This is a genomic window from Yoonia sp. F2084L, from assembly GCF_023015625.1.
In the GTDB taxonomy this organism is placed as follows: domain Bacteria; phylum Pseudomonadota; class Alphaproteobacteria; order Rhodobacterales; family Rhodobacteraceae; genus Yoonia.
The window spans coordinates 416005-427896 of the sequence record NZ_JALKAH010000004.1 but is presented as its reverse complement, the minus strand read 5'-3'; the positions used below and the strand labels follow the sequence as shown (position 1 = coordinate 427896).

Genomic DNA, 11892 nt, shown 5'->3' with positions numbered 1-11892 from the left:
GTTGGCCGGCGCGACAAAACCGGCTATTATGCGCTATGGCCGAGAACAAAACACAAGTGACCCAGCAAAGCGTCGCTGACTTCATCGGGGCGGTTGAACACCCCACGCGCGCAGCTGATGCCAAGGTGCTGGACCAGACGTTCCGCGACATCACGGGCTGGCAGCCACAGATGTGGGGGCCTTCGATCATCGGTTATGGGCAGTACCACTATACCTATGAAAGCGGGCGCAGCGGTGACTTTCTGGCAACCGGGTTCAGCCCGCGCAAGTCTAACCTGTCGGTTTACATCATGCCCGGTTATGCGGATTTCGCAGCAATTCTGAAACGGTTGGGTAAACACAAGATTGGCAAATCCTGCCTCTATATCAATAAGCTTGCCGATGTGGACCTGAAGGTGCTTGAAGAACTCATTCGCGCGGGCCTTGATGATCTGGGAAAACGCTGGCCGATCACGCCGACCTGACCCGTCTTTCTTCGTCCAATCAAACTTCGGGGTGAGGCGAAGCGGAGGGGCAGCGCCCCTATCTCTTTTGGTGCTTACCCCACAAATCGGGCCGACGCTCCTGCGTGATCTTCTCCGCCATTTCGCGGCGCCATTCGGCAATCTTTGCATGATTGCCAGACAAAAGCACCTCGGGGATCGGCAAGCCCTGCCATTCGGCTGGCTTGGTAAACTGCGGATGCTCCAACAGCCCGGTCGAGAAGCTTTCCTCAATCGCACTTTCCGCATTGCCCAACACACCAGGCAACAGGCGCACGGTCGCATCAATCATCGCTTGCGCGGCAATCTCACCGCCTGTCATCACAAAATCGCCAAGGCTGACTTCCTGAATGCCAAAGTGGTGTAGCACGCGTTCGTCCACACCCTCAAAGCGGCCACAAAGCATCGTGACCCCGTCCATGCGCGCCCAATCGCGGGCCATGGCCTGATCAAAGGGGCGACCGCGCGGCGAAAGATAGATCAGTGGTGCCGTCCCTTTGGTGCCACGGCGCGCATCAATGATGGCTTTCTCCAGCACGTCGGCGCGCAGCACCATGCCGGCCCCGCCACCTGCGGGTGTATCATCGACATTGCGATGCTTGCCGATGCCATAGTCGCGCAGGTCATAGGTGCGCAGCTGCCACAGGCCGTCCTGCAAGGCCTTGCCGGTCAGGCTTTCCCCCAGCACGCCGGGAAAGGCCTGCGGAAACAGGGTGATGATCTGCGCGGTCCAAGAACCTGCAATATCAGGTGTATCTGACATCAATTCGCGCGGTTTCAGCGTTGGGCGTACTGCAATGCGCCCCGCTGATTTTGGCGTCTTCTTAGTCATCGGAAGGAAACAGCCCGTCAGGCGGGTCGGCCACGATACGTTTTGCGGTCAGATCAACAGTTGGCACTGCGGCTTGGGTAAACGGCAGCAGGATCGTCTCGGCCTGACCCGGTACTGTGACCTCAAGCAGATCGCCCGCGCCGTGATCCATCACGTTCTTGACCGTACCCAACGTCACGCCACCCGTATCAACAACGGTCAGACCCATCAGGTCAGCGTAGTAATACTCATCATCGGGCAAAGACGGCATTAGCGACCGTTCGGCATAGAGGTTCACATTGCGCAGCGCATCAGCGTCTTCTTTGGTGACAACGCCATCAATCCGTGCGGTGAATCCGTTTTTGAGCTGGCCCGTAAGAACAATTTGGGCAAAGGAACGGCCATCTTCGACATAAAGCGGGGTATAGCTGGAAATTGCTTGTGGATCAGCACAATAGGACTTCAGGCGCACTTCGCCCTGAACACCAAATGCGCCGCCAATGGCACCAACAATCACACGATCGCTCATCACTTAAACTCCGGTCCGACACAGATATTTTCGATCCATAGCCCGCCGCCGCTTTCGCAAACGCCTTGTTGGCCCTCACGTTCAAACAGCATGCCGGCCACAAAAGCAAACATCACCAAAATGATCGTGCGCAACAAGCGGAACATTGGGCTGGTCCCAAAGGGGAAGGGGGGTGTTGCCCCGGCGTGTGCCGGGGCAACCTGTCAGAGGTTTACTCTGTCGCTGCGGCTTCTTCTTCCGCAGGTGCTTCTTCTGCAGGTGCTTCCTCAACAGGTGCGTTTGCAGCTTCCTCAGCAGCAGCCACTTTCGCGGCTTTTTCTTCTGCACGTGCCTGAGCAGCCTTGCCCGGAGTACCCTTCTTGGGGTTGCTGCGGTCTTTCTTGGGCAGCTCGCCTGCGGCTTCCAGCATGCGCGATACGCGGTCAGTCGGCTGTGCGCCTTCGCCCAACCAATACTTGACGCGCTCGATGTTCATTTTGACGCGCTCTTCGCTGTCTTTGGGCAGCATGGGGTTATATGTGCCCAGCTTTTCAATGAAGCGGCCATCGCGCGGCATGCGGCTGTCAGCAGCAACAATTGCATAAAATGGACGTTTCTTTGAGCCGCCACGGGCCAAACGGATTTTCATAGCCATCAGATAGTCTCCTTAAAGATGATGCTTGTAAGGTGGATCATGATCCACCTTACGATTGGTGTTGTTTGTGGTGTTGGATGACTTCCTCAATAATGAAATTGAGGAATTTCTTAGCAAATTCGGGGTCCAGATCGGCCCGGTTTGCAAGGTCGGTGAGCCGCGCGATCTGGGTCGCTTCACGCGCGGGGTCGGATGGGGGCAGGTCATGTTCCGCCTTAAGGCGGCCCACGGCTTGCGTATGTTTGAACCGCTCGCCCAGCGTATAGACAAGAATGGCATCAAGCCGGTCAATGCTTTCGCGATGCCCTTTCAGGATCTCGGCGGCACGGGTTGCGGTGTTGGTCATTGGACGGGTCCTTGTGCGAAATTGCAGCGCTTGTGTGTGCACCGGGTCAGGCATTCGGTTTGCAGCGTCGGAGTCATGCGGTTAACTCCGGTGCGGGGTGTCGCCAGATATGAAGGGAACCATAGACCTCGTGTTCAAACGGGGCTTCTTGTGCGCAGTTCAACCGCTTGGCCAAAGCAACCGAGCGCGTATTGGCTGGGTCTACGGCGCTGATCAAACTGGACCAACCCAACGTATCATATGCATATGTACGGCTGGCTATCGCTGCTTCATGCGCGTATCCGCACCCTTCGGCGGTATCAAAGACAGACCATGCAAGTTCGGGTTCAGGCCAGCCTTCTGGATAGTAAAGACCCACGATGCCAACCGGCGCATCCGTCGCGCGCTCCGCCACCATCCAGCGGCCATAGCCACGCAGTGACCAATGGCCAAGAATTGCACAGAGTTGTGTGAAAGCCTCGGATCGTGAGAAAGGACCACCTACCGTTGCCGTGCGCGGTGAGGCACGGAAGGCGGCATAGGCATCGAAGTCATCCCAGCGTGGCGCGCGCAGCGACAGCCGATCTGTGTGTAGCGTCGGGATCATGCGATAGCCTCGGCGGCTTGGGCTATGGCCCGGCTGTCGTTGTACGCCAAGTGGCGGAATACGATGACGCTTTCGCCGTCTACCACATCGCGGCTTTCTTCCGTCGCACCCAGCCGGGTCGCCAATGCCAGCGAACGCGTGTTGTTGGGCGAGATCAGCGACACAAGCGGTTGTAATCCCAAAGTCCGGCCCGCCCATTCGCGCACCGCGCATGCGGCTTCAAATGCGTAGGATTTGCCTTCAAACCCATCAAACATATGCCATGCCATTTCAGGCTGCGGCCACTCGATATGGTTGATGATGCCAACCCGCCCTGTCGCTACACCCGTTTTCCGCTCGGTCACCGTAAAGAACCCATAGCCATGCCAATGCCAGTGCCCGATCCCCGCGATAAAGCCGCGCCATGCGTGGCCTTCGGTATCAGGTCCGCCCACGGCCTCCATCCGCGCAGAGCCGGTAACCCAAGCGGTGAAAGCCGCAAGGTCCCGCTTTTGCGGGCCGCGCAGGATAAGCCGTGCTGTTGTGAGGGTGGGGGCTGGGGTCATTTTGCCTCAGACGACAGCGTGTTTGGCCAAAGACAGGATGCCTCCGGCGGAAGTTTGATTGGACGAAGAAAGAGCGGGGGGTTGGGTCATTTCTTTTTCCCGAAACCAGAGAGGCCGGGGGGGAGTTGTGCCCCGCCGCCCAGACCCGGCAAACCGCCGGGCATTTTGCCTTGCAGCGCTTTGGCGGCTTCCGCCATCGCTTTGGGGTCGTTCATGTCGGGCATCCCGCCTTCGGGCATGCCGCCGCCTTTGCCGAACATCCCTTTCATGGCTTGTTTCAGCATCCCGCCTTTGCCCATCTTTTTCATCATATCGGCCATTTGCCGGTGCTGTTTGACCAGTTTGTTCAGCTCGGACACTTCCAGCCCCGCGCCCTTGGCGATCCGTTTTTTGCGGGAGGCGGCCAGCAAATCGGGGTTGGCGCGTTCCTTCTTGGTCATCGAATTGATCAGCGCGATCTGGCGTTTCAGGATACTGTCGTCCATCCCCGCCGCGGCCATCTGTTTTCCCATTTTGGCGGCACCGGGCATCATGCCCATCATGCCTTCCATGCCGCCCATTTTCATCATCTGCTCAAGCTGCATCTTGAGGTCGTTCATGTTGAAGCGACCCTTCTGGAAGCGCTTCATCATGCGTTCGGCCTGTTCGGCCTCGATGGTTTCCTGCGCCTTTTCGACGAGGGCGACGATATCGCCCATGCCAAGGATGCGGCCTGCGATCCTGTCTGGCTCGAACGTCTCAATCGCGTCCATCTTTTCGCCAAGGCCGACAAAGCGGATCGGCTTGCCGGTGATGGCCCGCATCGACAGCGCCGCACCGCCGCGCCCGTCGCCGTCCATGCGCGTCAGAACCACGCCGGTCACGCCGATCTTGTCGTCAAATTCCTGTGCGACGTTCACTGCGTCCTGGCCCGTCAGACCGTCAACGACCAGCAATGTTTCGCGCGGGTTCGCCACATCGCGGACGGCGGCGGCCTGTGCGATCAGTTCCTGATCGATATGCAAGCGTCCGGCAGTGTCCAGCATATAGACGTCATAGCCGCCAAGGCTGGCTTGGGTCTTGGCGCGTTTGGCAATCGCAACCGGGTCTTCGCCCTTTACGATGGGCAGCGTATCGACACCGATCTGCCCACCCAAGATCGCCAGCTGTTCCATCGCCGCCGGGCGGTTGGTGTCGAGTGACGCCATCAGCACCCGCTTACCTTCTTTTTCTTTCAGGCGCTTGGCCAGTTTGGCGGTTGTCGTCGTTTTACCCGAGCCTTGCAGGCCGACCATCAGGATCGGGGCTGGTGGATTGTCGATCTTCAGCGCGCCGGGGTCTTCGTCTCCGGTCAGAACGTGCTTGAGTTCATCATGGACGATCTTGACGACTTGTTGGCCGGGGGTGATCGACTTGGTGACGGCCTGGCCAGTTGCTTTCTCCTGCACCGCCTTGATGAAATCACGGGCAACGGGCAGCGACACGTCTGCCTCCAACAAGGCCACGCGCACTTCGCGCAGCGCTGTCTTGACGTCATCATCCGTCAGCGCACCTTGCTTGGTCAGCTTGTCAAAGACACCTGATAGGCGTTCAGATAGATTTTCAAACATCGGCCAAGGCCCTCGTCTCGTTATCGTTGCCCTGCGTATATAAGAACGCATGGCATAAAGCAGTAGCGCCCCCGTGGGCAATCCCCAAAGCAGCGCGCCCCCGTGGGCGCGACGCGCTGACGGAGGGCGATCCCCTGATATCGGGGACCGGAAAGCTGGCGCTATCCGGGTGTTGGGGGGCGTTTACGCCTGCCGGGGCTGCGAGTCAACATCTTGGGCAAGCCAAGCGTTGATCGCATCTGCCCCGCGTTTCGCCCCATTGCCGCTGGCGTAAACCTGCGTCACGGGGTGCGTGCCTGCGTCCATGCCGCCGTTCAGCACCAATGCGATCCGGTAGGTTTTGCCGCCGCTATCGCTCTGGCTGCTTTGCACCATCGCCCGGTCAAGATGTTCCAGCTTGTGTTGAACCCGCGTGCGTCCACGAAAGGTGGAGTGGCGCAGTTCCAGCAGGTTGCTTCTGCGGTCAAGGATCAGGTCGTCGCGCCGCACAAAGACAACAAGGAAGATCGACAGAAACAAGGGGATCGCCAGCAACCCCCAAAAGGCATCAGTCATGTTGCCGGAAAAGAGGGCGGACAGCCCGAAGGCGATGACTGCCAACAACATACCGCTCAGCATGATGGCGACGATCCAGGGTATTGATTTCAGCACCAGCCTGTCAGGGGTATTTTCGACAATCTTCATGCCGCTGACATAGCGCGGCTAGCGTTATGCAATCAAGCGCCCGATCTGATCGCGGTATGCCCATGTGACTGTGCCCGTGCCAAGGATCAGAAGCAGCATGTGCCAATAGGGCGGGCCGACCCAGATCAGCAGGGCGCTGAGACCGACAAACATCGTCAGCAACAAAAGCAGTGCGCCGATGCCTTCCCAGCCCTTCAGCCACAACAGGCCTGCGCCGATCACTTCGATGGATCCGGTGATGTAGCGGGGGAACTGGCTAAAGCCTATGGCCTCATAAATAGCGACATCGGTGCTGAAACTGCCCAGTTTGCGCAGGCCAAAGTAGAGGAAAGCCAGTGTGAGGGCCGCGCGCAGGGCGGTGATGAAGGGGGATGTCTTGGTCATGCCCAGCGACTTAGCGCGCTGGGCATATTGTCCAGCCTCAGGCTGCCTTTTCGGCGATAACGTCTTTGGCCGTGTGCACGGTAATGTCATCAATGCCAATAAACCTCAGGACCTGTTGCAGATGCGGCGTTGCAAAATCCGCAGGCGCGCCAACGGCCACACCGCCTGATGCCACGGCCACGATGGCGCGCTTGCCCTCCAACAGGCCAACGGGGCCGTTTTCGCTATAGGCAAAAGTCACCTTCGGCCGCGCGATTAAGTCGATCCAGGCTTTCAGCGCGGCAGGCATCCCGAAATTATACATGGGCATCCCGATCAGAACGACGTCTGCGGCCTGCAATTCGGCGATCAGGTCGTTGGACAGGGCCAGCACGGCGCGGTCGGCGTCGGTTTGGTCGGCCTCGGGGATCAGGCGGGTGGTGATCCATGTCGCGTCAATCAACGGCAGTGGCGTTTCCGCCAGATCGCGGGTGATGACGCTGGTCGGTGCCAGTTCCTGCAGCAGTTGCGCGGTCGCAGCACGGCTGATGGATCCGTCAACGGTGCCTGAGGCATTGATGTGTAGAACAGTTGTCATGCGAAGTCTCCTGAATGTCGCCTTGGTCAGCAAGTAACCTCTTGCATTGGCGAACGATATAGCCGAATTTCCACATGATATGTTTGCCAGCGCACAGGATTGCCAATGGATAACTGGGACGAAATCAGAACTGCCTTTCAGGTTGCCCGCAAAGGAACGGTAAGCGGTGCAGCGGAAGAGTTGGGCGTCCACCATGCGACCGTCATCCGCCACATTGATGCATTGGAACAGCGTTTGGGTGTGAAACTGTTTCAGCGGCACGCGCGGGGCTACACAGCGACAGAGGCGGGGCAGGATCTGTTGCAGGTGGCGCAAGCGACTGATGATCAGTTCACACAATTGGCGGGCCGGATCAAAGGGCAGGGCGAAGGTGTGTCGGGCGATCTGGTGGTGACATCGCTGGGCATGGCGTCGCGCATGTTGACCCCAATCCTGGTGGATTTTCAGGCCGAACACCCCGAGGTGCGCGTGCGTTACCGGACTGGCGACCGGGTGTTTCGGTTGGAGTATGGTGAAGCGCATGTGGCGATCCGTGCAGGTACGATGCCGGAAGAGCCGGACAATGTCGTGCAGCCGTTCTTGCAACAACAAATGGCCTTGGTGGCCTCTGATACATATGTGGCGCGGCATGGGATGCCCAAGGATGAGGCCGACCTCAAGAACCATTACTTTGTAACCCATGACAATGAAAAATCGCGCGCGCCCTTCACCCGTTGGCTGCGCGAGATGGTGTCGGATGACAGGTTCACCTATCGCGCGACAGAAAACCGCAACATGCAGGACGCCATTGTGGCCGGGGCTGGGATCGGCTTTGTGCTGGCGCAAGAGCTGAAAAACCATCCTGAGCTGACCGAAGTGATCCCGCGTCATGATGAATGGTCAGCGCCCTTGTGGATCGTGACCCATGTGGATCTGCATCGCACAACCAAGGTGCAATCCTTCCTGCGTTTCCTGAAAGACCGTATCAAGTCGCTCGAGTGCTGATGACGGGGCCACGTGCCGGGCATCTGGCGATGCTGTTGTTCTCGATGCTGGTTGCGGGATCGTTTGCATTGGGATCATTGGCGGCGAATGAGATTTCACCAAGCGCGCTCAACGCGGTGCGGTTCTGGATCGCCACGGCGATCATCGGGGCGGCGGCATTGGCGACCTCGGGCGTGTCACGGGCGGCGTGGGTGGCCCCTTGGCGCTATGTCGTGCTAGCGGTGTTCTTTACGACCTACTTCGTGCTGATGTTCGAGGGGCTCAAGACCGCGCCGCCGGTCAGCGCCGCTGCGGTCTTTACCCTGACCCCCATTCTGACGGCAGGGTTTGGCTGGCTTTTGCTACGGCAGGTGCTGACACCGTGCATGGCGCTGGCCTTGCTGATCGGGGCGTCGGGGGCGATCTGGGTGATCTTCCGCGCAGATGTCGCGGCGATCCTGCAGTTTGCGGTCGGACGCGGTGAATTCATCTATTTCTGGGGCTGCATGGCCCATGCGATCTATACGCCACTGGTGCGCAAGCTGAACCGTGGCGAAACGGCGGTGGTGTTTTCCTTTGGGGTGTTGCTGGCGGGATCAGTTATCCTGACAGTCTGGGGCTGGCGCGACTTGCAGACAACGGATTGGCAGGGTTTGCCGGGGATTGTCTGGGTCACGATCCTTTACACGGCCATCTTCGCTAGCGCGGCGACCTTCGTGCTATTGCAGTTCGCAACGCTGCGCCTGCCCAGTTCAAAGGTTATGGCCTATACCTATCTGGTGCCGACCTGGGTGATTGTGTGGGAGCTGGCCTTGGGTGGCACACCGCCGCCGGGGTTGGTTCTGGCAGGGGTGATGCTGACTGTGACCGCGTTGGTTCTTTTGCTGCGCGAGGAGTGACGTAAGGTGGATCATGATCCACCTTACGTGTTCAGCTCCTGTGCCAGAAAACTCTCAAACGCGTCCAGATCTATCGCTTCCATCTGCCCAAAGGCCTGCATCCAGACAGATGCTTCGCGCATCGCGTCCGGCTCAAGCTTGCACCACTTCACCCGTCCGCGCTTTTCCTGGCTGATGAGCCCGGCGGTGGTCAGTACCACAAGGTGTTTCGAAATAGCGGCCAGCGACATCTCAAATGGTTCGGCCACATCCGTGACAGCCATATCATCCTCTAGCAGCATGGCCAGGATCGCGCGGCGGGTCGGATCGGCGAGCGCCGCAAAGATGGTGTCGAGTGGTTGCGTCATGCGGCCAAGTCCTAGCAATCAACGGCCTGTCATACCAGTGTTTCATAACAATGGCCGGTCTTTGGATTCAGAGGGCCAGGTAAAGCGATGACGCTCTAGTTCGGCTTTTGTCATGCCGATATCCTGTGCCATACGATCACTGATTGATTTGGGCAGTTTTGTCGGGTCCGGCTTTATCCATTTGGCAAGGCGTGACCATATGCCTGCCGCAGCAGTCATTATTTTCATGGGCTTTCCTGACATGGCCTGATGTTTCCAGATAAAGACTGCGACAATGATCGCGCGATATCAAAGTCAATTCCTTGACATGATATGTGCGAAAAAGGCACGCTTTTGATATGCCGCGAGCCTTACCACCCCTGAATGCCTTGCGCGCCTTTGAGGCCGCAGGCCGCCATCAAAGCTTTTCTGGTGCTGCCGAAGAGTTGGGTGTCAGCCATTCCGCCATCAGCCGTCATGTGCGCGGGTTAGAAGACAGGCTTGGCGCACAGCTTTTTCGTGATTTGCCACGCGGTGTCGCGCTCACGCAAGCTGGTGCACGCTATCTTGCCGCTCTTAGCCCGTCGTTTGATCGGATCGCTGAAGCGTCAGAGGTTTTCGATCAAAGACCCACTGGGCAGGTGACGGTGGATGCAGAGCCTCTCTTTGCAATGAAGTGGCTGATCCCGCGGTTGGGTGATTTCTATCGACGCTACCCGGATATCGAACTCCGCTTGCAGGCCAATAGCGCGATTGCGGATTTGGGCCGCTATGAAGCTGATCTGGCCTTGCGGTTTTTTCACGCAGGTCCCGAGGGTCAAGATGCGCCGCTCTTGAGCAATGCGCCGCTTTATCCTTTTGCTGCGCCAAGTGTCGTATCGAGATTGATGCCGCCAGAGAAGATTTTGTCTCTGCCACTGTTGCGCGATCGGCACGCAGATACATGGCGCAAGTGGGCTGGGTTGGCTGGGTGCGCGCCACCTGCAGGTGCGCCGTCGGATTGGCGGATGCGTGCGCGGTTGGCCTATGAAACGGCATTGGCGGGTCACGGCGTCTTGCTGATCTCAAGTGAGATCGCTGAAGTTGATGCGGCTTCGGGCAGGCTGATCCAATGCTCGGATATCGGCTTTCGCATGGGAAGCTACCATCTTGTTTCTGCAGAGGGTGTGATGCGACGCAGCGCGGTGCGCCTGTTTCGGGAATGGATACTTGACCAGAGTGCCGGGCTGCGATCAGTCAATCGTTAGTCAACCATTTGGTTGAACATCTCTTTGCCCGTCTTGTGCGTCATTCGCCATAGGTTCCGCCGGTCATCATAGCGGTAAGTCTTTGATAATATAGGTATAATATGATCACTACGCGCGCTTGACTCTAAATGGGGCAGATCATAGACCAAGCCCAACCTTGTGAAGGGTGCAAACCGATGTCTGATCCGCATGACGCTGACCGCCTCAAGGCACTTGAAGCGAAAATCGCGGCGCTCAAAGAGCCGGACGAGGTAAAGCACCATTCAGAAGAGCATTATTCTCAGGCACAGCTTGCCTGGCGGATGGTGATAGAGCTTGTAGCCGGTCTTGGGATTGGTTTTGGCATCGGATACGGGATCGACACCCTTTTGGGCACAACCCCGATTTTCCTGGTGCTGTTCATATTTTTTGGCCTCGCGGCTGGTGTTTTGACCATGATGCGATCCGCCAAAGAGGTCCAACGTAAGCAGCTTGAAGCTGCGAAAGAAAAGGGTGACGCACGTGGCTGAAGAAAAAGAAGGTGGTCTGGTATTCCATCCGCTTGACCAGTTTATCGTTGAGCCGCTGTTCGGGAACGGTCCCGTACATTGGTACACAGTTACCAACCTGACGGTTTGGATGGTCATCGCACTTGCAGCGATTGTCGCCGTTTTCGTCTTGGGCAGCCGCGGCCGCGCTGTGATCCCGACACGTTTGCAATCCATCGGTGAACTGATCTACGGCTTTATCTACAAGATGGTCGAGGACGTATGTGGCAAAGACGGTCTGCGGTATTTCCCATACATTATGACGCTGTTCCTGTTCATCCTGTTCTCGAACTACCTTGCGCTGATCCCGATGTCCTATTCGCCAACCTCGATGATCGCTGTCACAGCGATCCTTGGTTTCGGTGTGTTCTTCGCGGTCACGATCCTTGGTTTCGTCAAGAATGGCCCAGCGTTCCTCGGCCTGTTCTGGATGTCTGATGCGCCTGCAATTCTGCGCCCGATCATTGCGGTGATCGAGGTTATTTCTTACTTCGTGCGCCCTGTCAGCCACTCTATTCGTTTGGCAGGTAACATCATGGCGGGTCACGCGGTTCTGAAGGTGTTCGCGGGCTTTGCTGCCCTGACACTGGTCAGCCCTGTCGCGATCTTTGGCATCGTCGCAATCTACGGGCTTGAGGTGCTGGTTTGCGGTATCCAGGCCTATGTTTTCACAATTCTGACGTGCGTCTACCTGAAAGACGCGCTGCACCCCGCACACTAACGACGGTGGGTTTCACCCACCCTACAATTAACTTCCAATCGT

19 protein-coding genes are annotated in these 11892 nt (G+C 57.9%); 6 read left to right on the top strand and 13 right to left on the bottom strand.

All coding sequences use genetic code 11. The annotated features are described in order from the left end of the window. Positions 1-35 precede the first annotated feature (35 nt). Positions 36-464, top strand: a complete 429-nt coding sequence (locus MWU60_RS13905; RefSeq protein ID WP_247227968.1) for a DUF1801 domain-containing protein — start codon at positions 36-38, stop codon at positions 462-464. Between the two features lie 58 nt (positions 465-522). Here the strand turns inward: MWU60_RS13905 and trmD are convergent, their stop codons facing one another. The 11 genes from trmD to MWU60_RS13850 all read right to left on the bottom strand — a co-directional run bounded on the left by trmD (position 523) and on the right by MWU60_RS13850 (position 7167). Next, positions 523-1314, bottom strand: a complete 792-nt coding sequence (gene trmD / locus MWU60_RS13900) for a tRNA (guanosine(37)-N1)-methyltransferase TrmD (protein WP_247227967.1) — start codon at positions 1312-1314, stop codon at positions 523-525. After that, positions 1307-1822 carry a ribosome maturation factor RimM gene (rimM, locus tag MWU60_RS13895; RefSeq protein WP_247227966.1) on the bottom strand — a complete coding sequence of 172 codons (516 nt, stop codon included), beginning with the start codon at positions 1820-1822 and terminating at the stop codon, positions 1307-1309. Before rimM ends, trmD begins: the two co-directional genes overlap by 8 nt. Then, positions 1822-1968 carry a hypothetical protein gene (locus MWU60_RS13890; RefSeq protein ID WP_247227965.1) on the bottom strand — a complete coding sequence of 49 codons (147 nt, stop codon included), beginning with the start codon at positions 1966-1968 and terminating at the stop codon, positions 1822-1824. Before MWU60_RS13890 ends, rimM begins: the two co-directional genes overlap by 1 nt. A 65-nt stretch (positions 1969-2033) precedes the next feature. After that, the gene (gene rpsP / locus MWU60_RS13885; protein ID WP_247227964.1) at positions 2034-2456 is read right to left on the bottom strand and encodes a 30S ribosomal protein S16; all 423 of its coding nucleotides are present in this window, start codon (positions 2454-2456) and stop codon (positions 2034-2036) included. Positions 2457-2505: 49 nt separating this feature from the next. Next, positions 2506-2802 (bottom strand): chorismate mutase, encoded by a 297-nt coding sequence (locus tag MWU60_RS13880; RefSeq protein ID WP_247227963.1) that lies wholly within the window; start codon positions 2800-2802, stop codon positions 2506-2508. Between the two features lie 73 nt (positions 2803-2875). Beyond that, positions 2876-3388, bottom strand: coding sequence for a GNAT family N-acetyltransferase (locus tag MWU60_RS13875; protein WP_247227962.1), 513 nt, complete (start codon positions 3386-3388; stop codon positions 2876-2878). Then, positions 3385-3933, bottom strand: a complete 549-nt coding sequence (locus tag MWU60_RS13870) for a GNAT family N-acetyltransferase (RefSeq protein WP_247227961.1) — start codon at positions 3931-3933, stop codon at positions 3385-3387. The genes MWU60_RS13875 and MWU60_RS13870 overlap by 4 nt, the downstream gene beginning before the upstream one ends. A gap of 86 nt (positions 3934-4019) precedes the next feature. Then, positions 4020-5522, bottom strand: a complete 1503-nt coding sequence (gene ffh / locus MWU60_RS13865) for a signal recognition particle protein (protein ID WP_247227960.1) — start codon at positions 5520-5522, stop codon at positions 4020-4022. Between the two features lie 183 nt (positions 5523-5705). Then, the gene (locus tag MWU60_RS13860; RefSeq protein ID WP_247227959.1) at positions 5706-6206 is read right to left on the bottom strand and encodes a DUF4564 domain-containing protein; all 501 of its coding nucleotides are present in this window, start codon (positions 6204-6206) and stop codon (positions 5706-5708) included. A gap of 24 nt (positions 6207-6230) precedes the next feature. Next, positions 6231-6590: a hypothetical protein gene (locus MWU60_RS13855; RefSeq protein ID WP_247227958.1), complete on the bottom strand. Its 360-nt coding sequence runs from the start codon at positions 6588-6590 to the stop codon at positions 6231-6233. A gap of 37 nt (positions 6591-6627) precedes the next feature. Then, a complete protein-coding gene (locus MWU60_RS13850; protein WP_247227957.1) occupies positions 6628-7167 on the bottom strand; it encodes an NAD(P)H-dependent oxidoreductase in 540 nt (179 codons plus the stop codon). 105 nt (positions 7168-7272) lie between these two features. Here MWU60_RS13850 and MWU60_RS13845 point away from each other — a divergent pair, with 105 nt between their 5' ends. Continuing rightward, entirely contained in the window at positions 7273-8151 is an 879-nt protein-coding gene (locus tag MWU60_RS13845; RefSeq protein ID WP_247227956.1) for a LysR family transcriptional regulator, read from the top strand. After that, the gene (locus MWU60_RS13840) at positions 8151-9029 is read left to right on the top strand and encodes a DMT family transporter (protein ID WP_247227955.1); all 879 of its coding nucleotides are present in this window, start codon (positions 8151-8153) and stop codon (positions 9027-9029) included. Before MWU60_RS13845 ends, MWU60_RS13840 begins: the two co-directional genes overlap by 1 nt. A gap of 23 nt (positions 9030-9052) precedes the next feature. On the opposite strand, the gene MWU60_RS13835 is transcribed toward MWU60_RS13840, so the two are convergent. Continuing rightward, positions 9053-9376, bottom strand: coding sequence for a metalloregulator ArsR/SmtB family transcription factor (locus MWU60_RS13835; RefSeq protein ID WP_247227954.1), 324 nt, complete (start codon positions 9374-9376; stop codon positions 9053-9055). Between the two features lie 42 nt (positions 9377-9418). Next, the gene (locus MWU60_RS13830; RefSeq protein WP_247227953.1) at positions 9419-9604 is read right to left on the bottom strand and encodes a hypothetical protein; all 186 of its coding nucleotides are present in this window, start codon (positions 9602-9604) and stop codon (positions 9419-9421) included. 110 nt (positions 9605-9714) lie between these two features. Between MWU60_RS13830 and MWU60_RS13825 the strand changes: the two genes are divergently transcribed. The 3 genes from MWU60_RS13825 to MWU60_RS13815 all read left to right on the top strand — a co-directional run bounded on the left by MWU60_RS13825 (position 9715) and on the right by MWU60_RS13815 (position 11850). Then, positions 9715-10602, top strand: coding sequence for a LysR family transcriptional regulator (locus MWU60_RS13825; RefSeq protein WP_247227952.1), 888 nt, complete (start codon positions 9715-9717; stop codon positions 10600-10602). Between the two features lie 176 nt (positions 10603-10778). Then, the gene (locus MWU60_RS13820) at positions 10779-11111 is read left to right on the top strand and encodes an AtpZ/AtpI family protein (protein WP_247227951.1); all 333 of its coding nucleotides are present in this window, start codon (positions 10779-10781) and stop codon (positions 11109-11111) included. After that, positions 11104-11850 (top strand): F0F1 ATP synthase subunit A, encoded by a 747-nt coding sequence (locus tag MWU60_RS13815; protein ID WP_247227950.1) that lies wholly within the window; start codon positions 11104-11106, stop codon positions 11848-11850. The genes MWU60_RS13820 and MWU60_RS13815 overlap by 8 nt, the downstream gene beginning before the upstream one ends. Positions 11851-11892 lie beyond the last annotated feature (42 nt).